The 16,405-nt window shown below is 41.7% G+C and carries 18 protein-coding genes and 1 pseudogene; 6 read left to right on the top strand and 13 right to left on the bottom strand.

From position 1 onward, the window contains the following. Window position 1: 1 nt before the first annotated feature. Window positions 2-253 carry a type II toxin-antitoxin system HicB family antitoxin gene (locus tag ACZ5QV_RS15675; protein WP_464600674.1) on the bottom strand — a complete coding sequence of 84 codons (252 nt, stop codon included), beginning with the start codon at window positions 251-253 and terminating at the stop codon, window positions 2-4. 765 nt (window positions 254-1,018) lie between these two features. Next, window positions 1,019-1,207 carry a CxxC-x17-CxxC domain-containing protein gene (locus ACZ5QV_RS15670; RefSeq protein WP_464600673.1) on the bottom strand — a complete coding sequence of 63 codons (189 nt, stop codon included), beginning with the start codon at window positions 1,205-1,207 and terminating at the stop codon, window positions 1,019-1,021. A gap of 558 nt (window positions 1,208-1,765) precedes the next feature. Between ACZ5QV_RS15670 and ACZ5QV_RS15665 the strand changes: the two genes are divergently transcribed. Beyond that, a complete protein-coding gene (locus ACZ5QV_RS15665; protein ID WP_464600672.1) occupies window positions 1,766-3,052 on the top strand; it encodes an ATP-binding protein in 1,287 nt (428 codons plus the stop codon). A gap of 225 nt (window positions 3,053-3,277) precedes the next feature. Here the strand turns inward: ACZ5QV_RS15665 and ACZ5QV_RS15660 are convergent, their stop codons facing one another. Both ACZ5QV_RS15660 and ACZ5QV_RS15655 read right to left on the bottom strand, forming a co-directional pair. Beyond that, window positions 3,278-3,514 carry a type II toxin-antitoxin system HicB family antitoxin gene (locus tag ACZ5QV_RS15660; protein WP_464600671.1) on the bottom strand — a complete coding sequence of 79 codons (237 nt, stop codon included), beginning with the start codon at window positions 3,512-3,514 and terminating at the stop codon, window positions 3,278-3,280. A gap of 28 nt (window positions 3,515-3,542) precedes the next feature. After that, the gene (locus tag ACZ5QV_RS15655; protein WP_464600670.1) at window positions 3,543-3,695 is read right to left on the bottom strand and encodes a type II toxin-antitoxin system HicA family toxin; all 153 of its coding nucleotides are present in this window, start codon (window positions 3,693-3,695) and stop codon (window positions 3,543-3,545) included. Between the two features lie 476 nt (window positions 3,696-4,171). Here ACZ5QV_RS15655 and ACZ5QV_RS15650 point away from each other — a divergent pair, with 476 nt between their 5' ends. Then, on the top strand, window positions 4,172-5,104 hold the full coding sequence (locus tag ACZ5QV_RS15650) for a Fic family protein (protein WP_464600669.1): 933 nt from the start codon (window positions 4,172-4,174) through the stop codon (window positions 5,102-5,104). Window positions 5,105-5,541: 437 nt separating this feature from the next. Here ACZ5QV_RS15650 and ACZ5QV_RS15645 read toward each other — a convergent pair whose 3' ends face one another. From ACZ5QV_RS15645 to ACZ5QV_RS15620, 6 genes are all read right to left on the bottom strand, one after another. Then, window positions 5,542-5,730, bottom strand: a complete 189-nt coding sequence (locus ACZ5QV_RS15645) for a CxxC-x17-CxxC domain-containing protein (protein WP_464600668.1) — start codon at window positions 5,728-5,730, stop codon at window positions 5,542-5,544. 735 nt (window positions 5,731-6,465) lie between these two features. After that, window positions 6,466-6,654 (bottom strand): CxxC-x17-CxxC domain-containing protein, encoded by a 189-nt coding sequence (locus tag ACZ5QV_RS15640; protein WP_464600668.1) that lies wholly within the window; start codon window positions 6,652-6,654, stop codon window positions 6,466-6,468. A 737-nt stretch (window positions 6,655-7,391) separates the two neighbouring features. After that, the gene (locus tag ACZ5QV_RS15635) at window positions 7,392-7,568 is read right to left on the bottom strand and encodes a CxxC-x17-CxxC domain-containing protein (RefSeq protein WP_464600667.1); all 177 of its coding nucleotides are present in this window, start codon (window positions 7,566-7,568) and stop codon (window positions 7,392-7,394) included. Between the two features lie 969 nt (window positions 7,569-8,537). After that, window positions 8,538-8,726, bottom strand: a complete 189-nt coding sequence (locus ACZ5QV_RS15630; protein ID WP_464600666.1) for a CxxC-x17-CxxC domain-containing protein — start codon at window positions 8,724-8,726, stop codon at window positions 8,538-8,540. Window positions 8,727-9,146: 420 nt separating this feature from the next. Continuing rightward, window positions 9,147-9,335 (bottom strand): CxxC-x17-CxxC domain-containing protein, encoded by a 189-nt coding sequence (locus ACZ5QV_RS15625; protein ID WP_464600665.1) that lies wholly within the window; start codon window positions 9,333-9,335, stop codon window positions 9,147-9,149. Between the two features lie 250 nt (window positions 9,336-9,585). Further along, the gene (locus tag ACZ5QV_RS15620) at window positions 9,586-9,780 is read right to left on the bottom strand and encodes a YwbE family protein (protein WP_464600664.1); all 195 of its coding nucleotides are present in this window, start codon (window positions 9,778-9,780) and stop codon (window positions 9,586-9,588) included. Between the two features lie 202 nt (window positions 9,781-9,982). On the opposite strand from ACZ5QV_RS15620, the gene ACZ5QV_RS15615 reads away from it, so the two are divergent. Both ACZ5QV_RS15615 and ACZ5QV_RS15610 read left to right on the top strand, forming a co-directional pair. Continuing rightward, the gene (locus ACZ5QV_RS15615; RefSeq protein WP_464600663.1) at window positions 9,983-12,598 is read left to right on the top strand and encodes a HEAT repeat domain-containing protein; all 2,616 of its coding nucleotides are present in this window, start codon (window positions 9,983-9,985) and stop codon (window positions 12,596-12,598) included. Window positions 12,599-12,651: 53 nt separating this feature from the next. Continuing rightward, complete coding sequence (locus tag ACZ5QV_RS15610) at window positions 12,652-12,963, top strand: hypothetical protein (RefSeq protein ID WP_464600662.1); 312 nt, start codon at window positions 12,652-12,654, stop codon at window positions 12,961-12,963. Window positions 12,964-13,092: 129 nt separating this feature from the next. On the opposite strand, the pseudogene ACZ5QV_RS15605 reads toward ACZ5QV_RS15610, so the two are convergent. After that, a pseudogene (locus tag ACZ5QV_RS15605) lies at window positions 13,093-13,575 on the bottom strand (RNA-guided endonuclease TnpB family protein); the annotation flags it as partial. Between the two features lie 90 nt (window positions 13,576-13,665). Between ACZ5QV_RS15605 and tnpC the strand changes: the two are divergent. Beyond that, complete coding sequence (gene tnpC / locus ACZ5QV_RS15600) at window positions 13,666-15,138, top strand: IS66 family transposase (protein ID WP_464599339.1); 1,473 nt, start codon at window positions 13,666-13,668, stop codon at window positions 15,136-15,138. A 16-nt stretch (window positions 15,139-15,154) separates the two neighbouring features. On the opposite strand, the gene ACZ5QV_RS15595 is transcribed toward tnpC, so the two are convergent. Continuing rightward, window positions 15,155-15,610, bottom strand: a complete 456-nt coding sequence (locus ACZ5QV_RS15595; RefSeq protein ID WP_464600661.1) for an RNA-guided endonuclease InsQ/TnpB family protein — start codon at window positions 15,608-15,610, stop codon at window positions 15,155-15,157. Beyond that, window positions 15,603-15,872 carry a helix-turn-helix domain-containing protein gene (locus ACZ5QV_RS15590; protein WP_464600660.1) on the bottom strand — a complete coding sequence of 90 codons (270 nt, stop codon included), beginning with the start codon at window positions 15,870-15,872 and terminating at the stop codon, window positions 15,603-15,605. Before ACZ5QV_RS15590 ends, ACZ5QV_RS15595 begins: the two co-directional genes overlap by 8 nt. Window positions 15,873-16,188: 316 nt before the next feature. Between ACZ5QV_RS15590 and ACZ5QV_RS15585 the strand changes: the two genes are divergently transcribed. Next, a complete protein-coding gene (locus tag ACZ5QV_RS15585) occupies window positions 16,189-16,356 on the top strand; it encodes a hypothetical protein (protein WP_464600659.1) in 168 nt (55 codons plus the stop codon). Window positions 16,357-16,405 lie beyond the last annotated feature (49 nt).

Genomic DNA, 16,405 nt, shown 5'->3' with positions numbered 1-16,405 from the left:
TTTAGACAACAGCAATATCTCCCGGTTCTTTGATCATGTGATCTCCTACCCGAGGTAGAGGAAGTCCATTTCTCAACCGGATAATTATCCACTCATCGATAACTTCTTCCAGGTTTCTGCGGCATTCTTCCAGGGTTTTTCCGGTAGCCCATACTCCTTCCAGTTCTGGCACTTCCCCATAGAACGGTTCCTCGTCATCGATTATTTCATATGTGGCTTTTTCAAGTGCTGCATGGATGTATTGAATAAGCATGGTAAGACTCCTTCCTGAAATATTAATTATTTGCTTTTACGCTGTGTTTATATATAGGTTATGGGTTCGGATGAGTGAACTACCTTTCCCGCTAGCTTTCGGCTGGAGTTTTTCCTTTGGATGAAGGCCCGCGGAAATAAACGGAGAACAGAAGAAGCTCAAACCTGCTCTGTTCTTTCTCCTGCTGTTTTTCAACTTTACACGCCGGCCGTTTATCGATTTCTCATATTCTAAAAAATTCTCAGTCCGCTTGAGCAAAGCGAAACGGACACCGTGCTGTTGCACTTGCAGTGCAACTCCCAGGAAATCTTCGATTTCCTGTGATCCCGAAACGGAACTCGGGAAGTGCAACTCGGGCTCTCAAGCTGAAAAAGATCACGGGTTAAGAAAAAAGGTATATCATACATTTCGACCCCCACCAAAAAAAGCTACTTAATTTTTTTATTCATACAGTTTATTGTTCATTTTGCCCTATTTCCTAATTAATAATTCAAACTTCCATGACATATCACTGAAAAACAGGCTAACTTCGTGGTATTTTTTGTGAATTTCGCAAGGAATTTTTGGAGAATTATGGGATTCAGCCAAAATCATCGAGTTTTTTGAGCTTGTGTCCACATTAGATTCACTAAATATGCACAGTTGCTTCAAAAATCACCTTATTTTTGAAAGGGGGGTCGAAATGTAAAGTATATTCCAGTTTTATAGTGTATTTAAAAAAAGTGGAAAAAAAGTGTTGTGTAAACTCAATTACACAAATGATACTTAGTATCTGCTGTTATCTCTGGGTGTCCTGTGGTTAGGAAGACACTCTCTACAGTAAACAGGTCTTTCGGGGTCAGGTTTGAAAGGCACTTCGGTTTCAACACCGCAGTCTGAACAGGTTGCCTTGTGCATTTCTTTGGGAGCGCCGAAATTGTTACCACTTAAGTTATTTCTATCATTAAAAGCCATTATTGTTTCACCTTAGTTTTAGTTGTTAGTTAATTGTTTAGAAATAAGATTGTATAGAATTCTTTGTAAAAACAAAAATTGGTTTTTAACAACAGATTATACGTCTCTTTATTTTCAACACACATACATTGCACTTAAAATATATAACTATATCTATAATTACGGCAATCCCGAAGCGAAACTCGGGTAGTGAAGCAGGCTGATGACAGAATAACTATATTTAAACAGCATTGGGCCGGGTTAAATATCTCGCTTTTCTTTCGCTGTCTTCCGGCCTCTTTTCGAGTTCTTTATTGAGAGAACCAGGCCTGCGAATCAAATCCATTATCGGATTGCTCAAAATATTACCTATACCGATACTTACAAACTCAAAAAGACTTTTTCATTGTATCTCTCAAATAATACTGAAACCGGTTCCTGAAAACTAATTTTTATTTAAATAGTTCTCATTGTAATAATAGTAAAAATCACTATTATCATCATTACAATTAGTATATCTATCACAAAAACCATCATTATAATGAAAGATATAAATAGTCTCAAAGCAAACACTTACTCATGAAGCAGCTCATGAAGATGTGGAATCCCTGGTGGACAGAGGGCCAGGTCCCGGCCTCCAAAAAAAGGATTTTCAGGCCTGAGACCCTTGAAAAAATCCTGAAACTTCTGGACATAAGGGAGGTCGTTTGCATAACGGGGGTCAGGAGGTGCGGGAAATCGACTGCTATGTATCAGGCAATCGACAGGCTGATTGGGAGAGGGGTAAAGCCTGAAAATATCCTCTATTTCAACCTGGACGAGCCTTTCGAGGAAAAAGGAGTAAGGCTACTTGATCGCCTTTTTAACGAATATATCGAGCTGCATCTGCCGAAGGGGAGAAAATACCTTTTTTTGGACGAAATCCAGAACATCGAAGGTTGGGAACGGTGGATCAAGAAGTTTTACGACCTTTATGGGGAAGAAATCAAGTTCGTGCTCACGGGTTCGAACAGCACCATGCTCTCGGACAGGCTCGCAACCCTCCTGACAGGGAGGATGATCACGCAACACGTTTTTCCCCTTTCGTTCAAAGAGTATCTGGAATTTGCGGGTTTCGAGCTAAAAGACGCAGATGTTCAGAGTAACGAGGTTCTGCACCACTTCAACAAATACCTCTTCAAGGGGGGCTTTCCCGAGGTTGTCCTGGAAAAAGATGAGGATATTAACCACATGCGGCTCGGCGAATACTTCAACAGTATCCTGCTCAGGGACATCGTGGCAGGCAAAAAGATCCGGGAAAGCGCAAAACTGATCGAGCTTACAAATTATTCACTTTCAAACGTCTCTACACTTCTGAGTTATTCAAAGATTTCAACGGCCACGGGGCTTTCCGTCAACAGCCTAAAAGAGTACCTGCTCTATCTGGAACAGGCTTATCTCATCTACCAGCTTAACTTCTTTTCATATTCTGTGAAAAATTCGATCTCAATCAAAATGCCCCGGAAAATCTACTGCATCGATAACGGACTTCGGAATTCGGTGGCGTTCACTTTCTCTGCTGATGAGGGCAGGCTGGCTGAAAACCTTGTTTTTGTGGAATTAAAGCGACGCAAAGTGGAATTTTTTTACTGGAAAGAAAAAGGTGAAGTGGATTTTGTTATAAAGCACAGGGACGGCACACTCACAGGAATAAACTGCACCTATACCGATCAAGTAAGGGCCGGAGAAATAAGGGCTCTTCTGGATTTCAAAGAGCATTTCGGAGAAAAAATATCGAGGCTTATTTTGCTCACGAAAAACTTGGTAAAAGAAGAAGCCGGAATCAGCTACATTCCTCTCTGGAAATGGGTTCTGGAAATCGAATGAAGGATTTCTTTACTCAATTAGAAAATTATTAAAGTTGCCGTGACTCGCTCCGTTACAAAATATATTTCACCAGCCATCGGCCGGGTATTTTCTTTCACTGCCTTCCGGCCTCTTTTCCTGTTTTCTGTAGAGGAATCCAGGAATGCAAAAAAACTAAGTTGCCTGAAGCTGGAAATCCCTGCTTTCGGCCATTGTAAAAAATATGTGGTGAAGTTTGTTTACGGTTTATGCTGCTTTGGATGTTGTAGAGGATTCTCCAGAAATTGCCACGTACTCTGCAAATGATTCAGGAACAGGTAAATTATCCTCCGGTAATCCCTGTACATGCATTTCAATAGCTTCATAAATGTTTTTCTCCACCTCATTTCGGGTGGTGCCAGTGGCCACACAACCCGGTAAATCAGGTGAATAGGCTGAATAGTTGTTGTTTACTTTCTCGATTACAACAAGGAAACGATACATCTTTATTTCTCCATCTTTAATATGCTATTCAATGTCCCCGGTGCAAGATCGTGTCCAGAATGAGCAGCGATGTTACCCTGCCTGGTTTGTCTGGATGCTTGTATTGCTGATGGCTGCCTTTCGTAGCAACAAGATACCAGCCATCAGCTTCTAATATTTTTATAACTTCACGTACTTTCATTTTAATCCATCTTTGGTCTTCAAGGATATTTAAACATAATTGTGTTTTTTCAAATTTTCCCGGCCTGCTTTTTTCTTTCGCTTCCTGTAGAGGGGGCCAGGCCTGATCTCTTTTCTTTTGCTTTTCTTTTGATGAAGGCCGGCGGGGAATAAATAGAGGCAGTTCAAACTTTCTCTGGCCTTTTTTCTGCTGCTTCTCAACTTTACACGCCAGCCGTTTATCGATTTTTCAGATTTTAAAAAATACTCAGTCCTCTTGAGTGAAGCGAAACGGACCTCGTGCTGTTGCGATTGCATCGCAACTCCCAGGAAATCTTCGATTTCCTGTGATCCCGAAGCGGAACTTGGGAAGTGGAACTCGAAAAGTGGAACTCGAGAAGTGGAACTCGGGGAGTGAATAAATTCATAATATCGGATACGTTGAATTATGGCCGATACCGATATATGCCGTGGGGTCAATATCGGATACGTTGAATTATGGCCGATACCGATACTAACCTGGTTCAGAAAGAACTTCTTGCACGTATAGATAAAAAAATGAAGCGGCTCCACGCCATGCGTCCCCTTTCAGCGGATGCCCTGGGAAGATTGCATGAAGAGATGAGGTTGGTGCATACCTACCACTCCAATGCGATAGAGGGGAACACTCTCACACTCTCGGAAACAAAACTCATTTTGGAAGAGGGCCTGACTATAGGAGGAAAATCGGTTCGGGAGCACCTTGAAGCAAGTAATAACGCAAAAGCTTTCGACCGGATAGAAGAACTCGCAAAGAAAAAAAAGGCGATAAACCATGTTACAATTCAGGAGATTCATGAAATCGTAACCAGGGGTATACTTGAGGATGCCGGGAGATACCGAACAAAAAATGTGAGGATAACCGGTGCTGTAAAGGCCCCGCCTGATTGGTCAAATATCTTACAGTTAATGGATAAACTGATTGAAAATATGGCTGAAGACAAAAGACATCCCATTGAAACCGCTTCATTTCTACATCACAGCTTTGTTGAAATTCATCCTTTCATCGACGGGAACGGCAGGGTTGCCCGGCTCCTCACAAACCTGTATTTGATTTCGAAAAATTATCCGTCCATAGTGCTCAAGAAAGAAGACAGAATAAAATACTACAGGGCCCTGAGAGCCGCAGATTCCGGAAACCTGAGTCATTTTGCCAATTTCATCGCAAAAGCCGTGGATGAAAGCCTGACTATCTATCTTTCCATATCAGGAGGCCTTGATGAACTGCGCCCCCTCAAAGAACTTACCGGAGAAACTCCCTATTCTCAGGAATATCTCAGCCTGCGGGCAAGGCAGGGGTTTCTGGACGCGGTGAAAATTGGAAAAACATGGCATAGTTCAAAAATGGCTATCGAACAATATATGTCCGAACATGGAAAAAAGGATGTTTGATTTCAGACTCTTTTTATGTTTTTCCCATTTCATTTTTTTCCCACTTTTCCGCCGAGGGAGACAGTTCTTCTCTTTTCTTTTGCTTTTCTGTGGAGGAAGGCCGGCGGGGAATAAATAGAGGAAGTTCAAACTTTCTCTGGCCTTTTTTCTGCTGCTTCTCAACTTTACACGCCAGCCGTTTATCGATTTTTCAGATTTTAAAAAATACTCAGTCCTCTTGAGTGAAGCGAAACGGACACCGTGCTGTTGCGATTGCATCGCAACTCCCAGGAAATCTTCGATTTCCTGTGATCCCGAAGCGGAACTTGGGAAGTGGAACTCGGGTTCTCAAGCTAAAAAAGATCACGGGTTAAGAAAAAAGGTATATTCAGATTTATAGTGTGTTTAAAAAAAGTAGAAAAAAAAGTGTTGTGTAAACTTAATTACACAAACAACACTTAGTATCTGCTGTTATCTCTGGGTGTCCTGTGGTTAGGAAGACACTCTCTACAGTAAACAGGTCTTTCGGGGTCAGGTTTGAAAGGCACTTCGGTTTCAACACCGCAGTCTGAGCAGGTTGCCTTGTGCATTTCTTTGGGAGCGCCGAAATTGTTACCACTGAAGTTATTTCTGTCATTAAAAGCCATTTTTGTTTCACCTTTTTTGTTGTTAGTTAAGAGTTTAAAAATAAGATTGTATAGAGTTCTTTGATTAAAAACAAAAAATGGTTTTTAACAACAGATTATTATACGTCTCTTTATTTTTCAACACATATACATTGCAGTTATTATATATAAACATATCTATACAAATAGGGGCTATCCACTATTATTTGAAAATGGCCATTCTATACCTAAAATCATATCGATGCAGTCCAAAAAACAGTCCCCAGATGCCAGGCTTGCGGAATAAAATTAAACTGGTCGAGCTTGTGTTTGCCGGTCGATGAAAAAGTATCGATGAAATCTAATAAAAAATCCTGCTGGGAATCGATAGATGAAATGCGAAAATGATCGGGTTCGTCAACTGTTACTTCTTAATCTGTTAAGGTTCACGAGTTTTCGATCTCTCTGATTACAAAAGGATTAGGGGGAAGAATGAAGCGGCCCACCTACCAAAAAAATATATTTTAGTTGATTTGGAATCTGAAAAATTCTCCACTATAATTCGAAAAAGTTACCCCTTGTAAAAAATTGTATTGATGCAGTAAGAAAAAAACCGAGAAAAATCTCTCTATGAAACAAAACTGATTACCCTGTAAAGTGCTCCTTCTCATCCTGATAAAGATCACGGGTTAAGAAAAAAGGTATATTCAGATTTATAGTGTGTTTAAAAAAAGTAGAAAAAAAAGTGTTGTGTAAACTTAATTACACAAACAACACTTAGTATCTGCTGTTATCTCTGGGTGTCCTGTGGTTAGGAAGACACTCTCTACAGTAAACAGGTCTTTCGGGGTCAGGTTTGAAAGGCACTTCGGTTTCAACACCGCAGTCTGAGCAGGTTGCCTTGTGCATTTCTTTGGGAGCGCCGAAATTGTTACCACTGAAGTTATTTCTGTCATTAAAAGCCATTTTTGTTTCACCTTTTTTGTTGTTAGTTAAGAGTTTAAAAATAAGATTGTATAGAGTTCTTTGATTAAAAACAAAAAATGGTTTTTAACAACAGATTATTATACGTCTCTTTATTTTTCAACACACATACATCGCAGTTATAATATATAAACATATCGATACAACTGAGGGGTATCTACTATTATTCGAAAACAGACACCCTATGCCTAAAATCATATAGATGCAGTTAAAAAAACAACCCCCGGGTGCCAGGCTTGCGGAATAAAATTAAACTGGTCGAGCTTGCGTTTGCCGGTCGATGAAAAAGTATTCATGCAATCAAAAAACAGGTCCTTGAGGAATCAATTGAGGAAATACGAAACTTCTCGGGCCAATTATTTTTAAAAATTCTTAGTCCACTTGAGCGAAGCGAAACGGGGGATCCCTCCGTGCTGTTGCAATTTCATCGTAGCTAAAAGTAAAATCAACGATTTTTCCGGTCCCGAAGTGGATCAGTTGATTGATATTGATTTTGAAAACAGAAAAGTCTGATTACTAACACTGATGAAATACGAAAAAACGCAACCAATAGTCAACAATTAAATAAAATCAATTCATCTAAATTTGCCCATTGAATCTTCATAAAGATGGTTATTGATGTTGTTTTGCCTGGGCCAAATAGTTTCAAAAAAAGATGAATCAGGTGTTAATGTAAACTTAATTACAAAATTAACACCTGATGCAGATTATCGTTAGAATTACCTGTGTTTATTAAAACAATCTCTGCAGTATACTGGTCTGCCTTCGGTAGGTTTGAACGGTACTTCGGTCTCAACACCGCAGTCAGAACAGGTTACTTTTGTCATTTCCCTTGGTCCACTGTTACCGCGGAAACCTCCGGAATTTCCTCTGGAATTTCTGTCATTAAAAGCCATTTTCGTTTCACCTCCGCTTTAGCGGATAGTTTATAGTTTAAAAACAAGATTGTATAGACCCCTAGATTAAAAACAAAAATTGGTTTTTAATAACAGATTATACGTCTCTTTATTTTCAATATATACAACTATACAGTCCGATTATATAAGTGCATCCATACAAATGGACGTACACACACTCAAATGAGAACTTATACATGGTTTACGGCGGAGTTTGTACCCCATTTATTAATAAATTTTGAAATCAGGATTGCCTGATATTTTTTCACTATAACTTGAAAACAACTACCTCAGGCAAAAATCCTATTGACTATCTAAAAAACAGCCCCAGGGAATCGATAAAGGATAAAAATAATTGAGCCTGCCAGCTGCTACCTCTCAATGTGTAAACGTTCTCCGGTTTTGATCTTTCATATTTTACAAAAGGGTTCGGGGGGAGAGTGAAGCAGTCCGCTGACTGAACAAATATATTTTTGTTGCTTTGGATATGTTATTTTCTTTCGCTTTTCTTTCAACTGACTCAGCTGGAGTCCCCTTCCTCAGCAGCCGAAGGCTAACAGGTGGGGGTAGTTGACTGAACACCGGCCTCTTTTTCTGGAATTCATTTCCCTCATCTACGTTTCTTCCGTGTCTTTCCGCGTTTTCCGTGATTTCAGGATTCTGCTTTATCCAGTTTTTTATCGAGAGAGACTGGTCGAGGTTGTTTTGGCCGATTGATAGACAAATATCACAGTAAAAAAACAGTCCCGCGAGGAATCGATCGAGGAAACGCAAAGATAATCGGGCCTGCGAAGTGCCAGTTCTCAAGGCTGCAAAAATTCACGAGTTAAAAAAAAGTATTCCAGATCGATGGTATATTTTAAAAAAGCATGAGTCCGCTTGAGTGAAGCGAACATCGTGCTGTTGCACTTGCAGTGCAACTTGCAAAAAAATAACAGATTATTTAAAATCCCAAAACAAGATTCAGGGTTAGTATCTGCTGTTATCTCTGGGTGTCCTGTGGTTAGGAAGACACTCTCTACAGTAGACAGGTCTTTCTGGATCAGGTTTGAAAGGCACTTCGGTCTCAACACCGCAATCAGAGCAGGTTGCCTTGAACATTTCTTTGGGTGCGCCGAAATTATTATTTCCTCTGAAGTTTCTGTCATTAAAAGCCATTTTTGTTTCACCTTTGTTTTAATTATTAGTTAATAGTTTAAAAATAAGATTGTATAGAACTCTTTGATAAAAACAAAAATTTCTTTTTAACAACAGATTATACGTCTCATTATTTTCAACACGCATACCTCACGCTTATAATATATAAACATGCCTATGAAAATAGGAGCACACTTTCTCAAATGGAAGAACTTGTAAAATTCCCACCATTATTCGAACAGCCGCTTCAGGCCTAAAATCGTATTGATGCAGTAAAAAAACGGCCTTGTGGAAATCGATTGAGGAAGTGCAAAAATACCGGGCTTACAATTTTAAAAAAGTATGAGTCCGCTTGAGTGAAGCGGACATCGTGCTGTTACATTTGCAATGCAACTAGCAGAAAAATTATAGATTTTTCAAATCTCGAAACAGGATTCGGGCTTAATATCTACTGTTATCTCTGGGTGTCCTGTGGTTAGGAAGACACTCTCTACAGTAGACAGGTCTTTCTGGATCAGGTTTGAAAGGCACTTCAGTCTCAACACCGCAATCAGAGCAGGTTGCCTTGAACATTTCTTTGGGTGCGCCGAAATTATTATTTCCTCTGGTATTTCTGTCATTAAAAGCCATTTTGTTTCACCTTTGTTTTAATTATTAGTTAAATAGTTTAAAAATAAGATTGTATAGAACTCTTTGATAAAAACAAAAATTGGTTTTTAACAACAGATTATTACACTTCTCATTATTTTCAACATCTACACATTGCACTTATAACATATAAATATACCCATACAGGATGAAAATACACTCTTTCCAGCACTGCGATTTCAGATTACAGCCACAAACATGGACTTTAAAATCGATTCCCTCCTCTAACTATTCAATAAATTTCCTTAACCCTTCCGACCTGGCCGTCTTCAAGCTGGACCTTTATTCCATGCGGGTGATTCGGAGATTTGGTTAAAAGTCTCTTCACAACGCCTTTAGTAATTTTTCCCGTTCTCTGGTCCTGCTTCAGAACAATCCCTACATTTAAACCTTCTTTAATATTTTTCCTAATATTGCCACCGTTCATAACGAAAAGTAAATCCATGATAATATAAAACATGTACATTTAGATAAAATTTAACTACGACGTGTGAACCCCCCTCCTTTCCATTTCAGGAAAAGCCGGAACTGTCGAGGAAGGAGTTTTCTGCGGTTTGAGATAAAAATAAACCTGTTCAAACATATAATATAAACAAAAACGGGCCTTTCAGGAAAATCTGGTGGAAATCTTGACCGAACAACCCAAACTACACGACAGAACCTACAGCCCGGCATCGAATACCCGTATCGATGCCTTAAGGCAGTTGAGCGCTCTTTTTGAATTTCTCCCTGAAAGCCCTGACAGGAAAGAGGCCCTTGAAGACCTGCTAAGGCTCTCAGCAGACTCCGAAAGCCGTGTAAGGGCCGCCGCAATCCAGGCCCTTGAATCCGTTTACCCTCATATCTCGGAAAACCGGAAAAAGGAAGTATGGGACAGGCTCCTGAACCTTACGGCCTACCCTGTAGAAGAGGTGGAAAGGAACGCCGCCCAGGCCCTGGTCTCTTCTTATTCTCACCTTCCGGAAACGGAGCGGGAAAAAGCCTGGAAAGAGCTTGCGGCCCTGGTAACTTCCCCCTCAAGCACCGAAGGGGTCCGCAGGATAATTGTCAGGAGTCTCCCCTCGGTCCTTCCGCATCTGCCGGAGACAGGAAAATCACAGGCCTGGGAGTTCCTGCTCAAAATGGCGGGGGATGAAACCGGAGATGGAAACATAAGGAAAAATACGGGCTTCTGCCTGGGGATGGTCTGTCTGGAGCTCTCGGAAAATGAAAGGGGAGAGGCCTGGGAAAAGCTCCTGAAAATTGCCGGGTCGGAGGACGAAAAGGTAAGGAGAGAGGCCGTAAAAGCTCTCATGGAAGTTTATCCTTTCGTTCCGGAAGAGGGGAAAGTCGAAGCCTGTTCGGACCTCGTCCGCCTGAGTGAAGAGGGGGACAGTTACGTGACCCGGAGAGCCTTAAAGGTGCTCGCTTCCCTTTACCCCGAACTTACCGAGGAAAACGGGGTTGAAAAACTCTACGGGCTTGCGGCTCGAAAGGCAGCTTACGCCAGAAGGGACACGGCACAGGCTCTTGGGGCCGCTTTTTTGCAGGAGGGGAATGAGGAGGAAGAAAATCAGGAGAAGGAAGAGAAGACGCAGGAAAAAGAGAGTATGGGCACGGAACAGGCAAAAGCCGGGTCCGTGAATGGAACAGGCAAAGGACCAGGACTTGAGCTCCTTAAACTGACCGGGGACCGGGACAGTTATGTTCGGCAGGAAGCGGCCCAGGCCCTTGCAGCTTCCTTTTCCCGCCTGCCGGATAAAAAAGAGGTCTGCCGTGAACTCTTCCGTTTGGGTTCTGCAACGACTGCCGAATCCACCGAGCGAAGGGGAGCTGTAAGTTCTCTCCTGGCCCTGTATTCGGCCGGATGTCAGGGCAAAAAACGGGACATTTGGGCTGAACTTTTGAAAATGGCAGGGGATAAAGACGTCGTGGTCCGGAAAAACGCGGATGAAATGCTTTCTCATGTATTTCCCGACCTGGAAGATAAGTCCGGGGCCTTTTTTGACCTTCTGAACCTGATTGCGGAGGGGGACGCCAGCGTCCGGAGGAAAGCTTCCGAACTCCTGGGCCTGGGTTTTAAGGAGGCGCGGGACAAAGAACTGGCCTGGATCGAACTTGTCCGGCTGGCCTCCGGGGACGAGGACAGGGAGGTCCGGAAAAACGCTGTCCTGGCTTTTGCGGTCGCATTTCCGGAAGTCCCGGATAAAGAAGAGGGATGGCAGGACCTTATGCGGCTTTCCGGGCATGGGGACAGCTACGTGAGGAGGGGGACGGTCAGGGTCATGGGTCTGGCCTTTTACCTCGTCAGGGACAAGACCCGGGCCTGGAGAGATATGCTCAAACTTACCAGGACGGGCTGCGTCTATGTAAAAAAGTACGCCTTCCAGTCCCTCGGGAAAGCTTCCCTCTGGAGATCCCTGCAGGGAACAGACAGGGTCACCTACATTTTCGGCCTGAAAGAAGCGATCCGCTACTTCAGGGCAGCTTCTGAAATTTCTACCGATACAAAAGTCCCGGAATTTTACCTGCCTTTTTTTGAGTCCCTGCTCTTCATCCTTGAAAGCGAGCAGACTTTCCGAAAAGCAGGGCCCGAGTCCGAAAGGTATTTTTTAAAAATGGAGAGGGAAATCAGAGAAATCGGGCAGGTCGGGCAGGTCGGGCAAATAGGACAAATCGGAGAGCCCGGAAAAAGAGAGCAATTGCTCGAAAAAATAAGGCAATTTGCCAGCCTGCTTGAAATTGCCGGAGACCTTGAGCCGGAAGACCTCGCGGGAAAAAAAGAGCTGCTTGAAGGCTGCATCCTGGCTTTTGAGAGGGCTTCGGAATTATTTTACCTCACAGAAGAGGAATTAATCCTCGCCGGAAAGCTGGCGAAAAAAGAGCGTCCCGATATCGGGAAAATGCTTTCGGAACGGAAAATAAAAGAAGCCCTTTCGGAAATCCAGAACAAATCAAAGGCAGCCTGCCTCAGGGCAAAGGGGACCCCAACCGAGGAGCTGGCCTGTCTGGTAAGCCGGAGGGTCAAAAAGTGGAAAATCAAGAACTTGGATAAAGACCGAAAAGAACTGGAAGGGCAGCTTGAGTCTCTTATCCAGGTCCTCACGACCACAATCCCCCCGGTTTCCGAAAATATGTATATCTTTGACAGGCTCGAAGAGATCAAGCATGAAGAAGACCTCCTGGAACGCTACCGAAAAACGGCCCGTTTTGTAGGTCTCCTGCCCGGGGCCCGGATGCCTGCCCGAAAAGTCAGGAAATTTTGAGTAAATTTCCCGGGCCTGTATATTTAATATCCGGTCCTGCCAATAATTCTGTTATGTACGGGGCAGATATAGAAATTACCGACGAGGACTTTGAACTTGCAACACCCCCGCTTTCCAAAAAATTCCTTTGCTTGACCTTTGAAAAATATGAACTGCGGTTCATCATTCATTTCGGGGAGAACATGTTCTATATCGGAAGGCAGGATTCCGAACCCATGAACCCTGTTTACGTGGAATCCCGCTACCCGGAGGATATTGAGCTTATCCTTGACTTTATGACGAGGGAAAGAATTCGTGTGCTCAGCTACACCGATGGAGTCCTTTGTGAACTACTCCCACCTGTCAGCCTTCGGCTGTCGTGTTAAACCATAGGTTTAACAGGAGTTTCTAATTTTCAATTAGAAACATCGAGGAAGGGGCTTCCTGCTTCGTACCCCGGAGAAATCTCCACGAGTCCACAGGCTCTTCCCGCCGTTCCGGCGGTGTTCCTTTAATTAATTTGCAAGTGCAAACTTTTTGATGTTAATTGCAGCGTTAATATCCCTATCGTGGAACGTTTTGCATTCAGGACATTCCCATTCACGGATACTTAATGTTATATCAGGATTACGGAACCCGCAAACGTTACAGGTTTTTGTCGAAGGCTCAAACATTCCTATTTTTAAGAGGGTTTTCCCTACCCTCTCCGCCTTGTACTCTAACATTCTAACAAAAGAACCCCACGAAACACTACTTATCGCTTTTGCAAGTTTGTGGTTCTTTCGCATCCCTTCAATGTTCAGCGTCTCCACGGCTATGGCTGCTTGGCTTTCGCAGACTATTTTTGAAGACTGTTTTTGCTGAAAATCCGTTCTTTGGTTTGCGATTTTTTCGTGTTGTCTTGCAAGTTTTCTTACTGCTTTTCTTCGGTTATTGGAACCTTTAACTTTCCTGCTTACTCTTCTTTGAAGTACCTTTAGGCGTTTTTCTGAGTTTTGCGTAACTATTCAGCCATACTTTGAACAAAGGCAATTTTTCCTCGTTTCGAGGAAAAATTGCATATAAAATAACTCTATCTCTTCAGTATCATGCTTACACGTGAAGAGATTCTTGAAATCTATGAAGAAGGCCCTGAAGCAGTCGTTGCTGTAATTCAGAGACTTGAGACTATCATAGAGAAACAGGCTTCTCAAATTGCTGAACTTGAGGAACGTGTAAGGGTTTTAGAGGCTCGTCTAAATCAAAACAGCCAAAACAGCAGTAAACCTCCTTCTACTGACGTTTTTGTGAATGAAAAACCTAAACCTAAGAGTAGCCGCACAAGAAGTGGGAAAAAACCTGGTGGTCAAAAAGGTCATTCTGGAAGTACTTTCGAAATGGTTGGGGATCCTGACCATATAATATTTCATTCCCCTCACTGCTGTGAAAATTGTGGTCATGATCTTGAAGATACTGAAGTTCGGGACTGTGAACGCAGGCAAGAAGCTGATATTCCTCCTGTGAACATCATATTTACCGAACATCGTGCTGAGTCCAAGAAATGCCCTCACTGTGGGAAAATAAACAAAGGTACTTTTCCAGACTCTATAAAATTCCCTATTCAATATGGACCTCGCCTTTTATCCTCTCTTGTATATTTAAGGAACTTTCAATTGATTCCTTATAAACGGATTTGTGATTTGTCAGAGGACTTTTATGGAATACGTATCAGCCCTGCTACCATAAAAAGAGCTGAAAAGGAATTATTCCAGAAATTGGAACCTTTCGAAAAAGCTGTTTTCGAACATCTACGGGTAGCCTATTCTGTACATTGTGATGAAACAGGAATGAGGGTTTTAGGGACAAAATGGTGGCTCCATGTTGTTTCAAACAGTCTGTGGACATACTATTTTGTACATCCAAAAAGAGGATCAGAGGCAATGAATGCTTTGGGTTTTCTTCCAGAATACAAGGGGGTAGTAGTTCATGATGGTTGGGCATCATACAACAAATATGGATGTGAACATGCTCTCTGCAATGCTCATCTTAAGAGGGACCTCACTGGAGTTGAAGAGAATTTTGAGCAGCAATGGGCTAAAAAAGTAAATGAACTTCTGAGTGAAGTAAAAAAATATACCGACGAATGCAGAGAAATGGAAATTCCAATAGATCCAATAAAAGTCAGGGCATTCGAGGAAATATACGATAAAATAATTAAAGAGGGAATTGAAGAAAATCCACCTCCTGACCTCTCAAAACAGGTTAAAAAAAGAGGAAGACCAGCACAAACAAAAGCAAAGAATCTCCTTGATAGGTTCATAAAATACAAGGATAGGATTCTGAAATTCCTCAATGACCTGAGAGTTCCATTTGATAATAATCAAGCAGAGCGAGACATCAGAATGATGAAGCTACAACAGAAGATTTCGGGAACTTTCCGAAGCATCGAAGGAGCGGTAGCTTTCTGCAGAATTCGGGGATACATATCCACTATTAGAAAGAATAGCTTGAATGTCATGGATGCTATTCGAGCGGCGCTCAATGGAGCGCCGCTATTATCCGATAGTTGCAACATTAGCTGAAACTATGCTTTTTTTATCAGTAGGCTGAATAGTTACAGTTTTGCAAGTGTTTGGGGTTCTCTATCTTTTCCCCATTTGACAGGATCGCAAAGTCCTTGAGTCCCAAGTCAATTCCAATAGTTGTATCCTCTGAATATTCAACCTTTTCCGGTGCTGCTGTTTCGTCTTCCGTTAGGATACTTACGTGGTATTTTCCCGAAGATTTTTTTGAAACAGTTGCAGTTTTGAAAAAGTCCTTATTCAGATCTTTTTCGATTATCCTGTCCCCGTTTAAGTCCGTGTAGGTAATGCAATTTTCCATTATCTCAGGCGTTAAAAAATCCCTGTGTAACTTGATTTTTATCCACCCGATTTTAGGCAAATATATTTTGGATGTAGTCAGATTAATCTTGTAACTTTGAGGCACCTGAAAAGATTGATCTAGATCGTTTTTTGACTTGAATTGTGGATATCCTCTGCCATGCTCAAACATATTCTGCAGTGAAAAGGTTCTTATTTGCACTCTGGAGGGATTGAGAATTAATATCCCCCATCCAATCAAAAATAGTATGTTTGGCCACTGTCAAGTATTTTTGAAGTTGCTTTTTTGTGGGACTTGCCCTAAACTTCTTATACATCTCTGTCTTAATATTGAGAAAATGATTATACACAAAACGGCAAGCTCCGAAGTGTTGAGCAAGTGCTATTTCCTGTTTTTTTGTTGGATATAGCCGGAAAAAATATCCCTGTTTCATGCAATCATCTATATATTTTTAATATTATGTAAAAATACTTATTGACATTTGAGATTATTTAAACCGGCCCCCGTAGCTCCTACGCATTCACCTCCCACCTGCCAGTCCCTCCAAAGTCGGAACTGTCGAGGAAGGAGACCTCTGCTGTTTCAGTTAGATCTGAGATTAAGGCCCTCCCGGATTCTTAAGTACCTGATCGATTTTCACGTCACAGGGCCATGTTTTTTTAGTTGTTTAGGTTTTTATACTTTTGTTGCGATATTAAATATTAAATATTAAACTATTTTCTTATTATCAATAACATGAGGGGTATTGTATGAAATTATGGGAATATGATTCCAGAAAGATTCACGCTGTTCACATGCCACAGCAGATGACCGACCTTGAAAAGATTGGAAACGAAGGCTGGGAGCTTGTTTTAATAAAGGATGACCTGGACGAGGAAGGAACCGCGACAGCGATTTTCAAGCGGGAGAAAAAATAAGCCAAAAATCAGAAGTATTTACAACATTTATCATTATTTACTTTTTATT

The sequence above is a fragment of the Methanosarcina baltica genome (assembly GCF_055394095.1).
The sequence above is the reverse complement of the archived record's forward strand: the minus strand, read 5'-3'. Positions and strand labels throughout refer to the sequence as shown.

Excerpts from the sequence above, each read along its gene's own strand:
- ACZ5QV_RS15675 (WP_464600674.1), bottom strand. The coding sequence starts at position 253 with ATGCTTATTCAATACATCCATGCAGCACTTGAAAAAGCCACATATGAA.
- ACZ5QV_RS15670 (WP_464600673.1), bottom strand. The coding sequence starts at position 1,207 with ATGGCTTTTAATGATAGAAATAACTTAAGTGGTAACAATTTCGGCGCT.
- ACZ5QV_RS15665 (WP_464600672.1), top strand. The coding sequence starts at position 1,766 with ATGAAGCAGCTCATGAAGATGTGGAATCCCTGGTGGACAGAGGGCCAG.
- ACZ5QV_RS15660 (WP_464600671.1), bottom strand. The coding sequence starts at position 3,514 with ATGTATCGTTTCCTTGTTGTAATCGAGAAAGTAAACAACAACTATTCA.
- ACZ5QV_RS15655 (WP_464600670.1), bottom strand. The coding sequence starts at position 3,695 with ATGAAAGTACGTGAAGTTATAAAAATATTAGAAGCTGATGGCTGGTAT.
- ACZ5QV_RS15650 (WP_464600669.1), top strand. The coding sequence starts at position 4,172 with ATGGCCGATACCGATACTAACCTGGTTCAGAAAGAACTTCTTGCACGT.
- ACZ5QV_RS15645 (WP_464600668.1), bottom strand. The coding sequence starts at position 5,730 with ATGGCTTTTAATGACAGAAATAACTTCAGTGGTAACAATTTCGGCGCT.
- ACZ5QV_RS15640 (WP_464600668.1), bottom strand. The coding sequence starts at position 6,654 with ATGGCTTTTAATGACAGAAATAACTTCAGTGGTAACAATTTCGGCGCT.
- ACZ5QV_RS15635 (WP_464600667.1), bottom strand. The coding sequence starts at position 7,568 with ATGGCTTTTAATGACAGAAATTCCAGAGGAAATTCCGGAGGTTTCCGC.
- ACZ5QV_RS15630 (WP_464600666.1), bottom strand. The coding sequence starts at position 8,726 with ATGGCTTTTAATGACAGAAACTTCAGAGGAAATAATAATTTCGGCGCA.
- ACZ5QV_RS15625 (WP_464600665.1), bottom strand. The coding sequence starts at position 9,335 with ATGGCTTTTAATGACAGAAATACCAGAGGAAATAATAATTTCGGCGCA.
- ACZ5QV_RS15620 (WP_464600664.1), bottom strand. The coding sequence starts at position 9,780 with ATGAACGGTGGCAATATTAGGAAAAATATTAAAGAAGGTTTAAATGTA.
- ACZ5QV_RS15610 (WP_464600662.1), top strand. The coding sequence starts at position 12,652 with ATGTACGGGGCAGATATAGAAATTACCGACGAGGACTTTGAACTTGCA.
- tnpC (WP_464599339.1), top strand. The coding sequence starts at position 13,666 with ATGCTTACACGTGAAGAGATTCTTGAAATCTATGAAGAAGGCCCTGAA.
- ACZ5QV_RS15595 (WP_464600661.1), bottom strand. The coding sequence starts at position 15,610 with ATGTTTGAGCATGGCAGAGGATATCCACAATTCAAGTCAAAAAACGAT.
- ACZ5QV_RS15590 (WP_464600660.1), bottom strand. The coding sequence starts at position 15,872 with ATGAAACAGGGATATTTTTTCCGGCTATATCCAACAAAAAAACAGGAA.
- ACZ5QV_RS15585 (WP_464600659.1), top strand. The coding sequence starts at position 16,189 with ATGAAATTATGGGAATATGATTCCAGAAAGATTCACGCTGTTCACATG.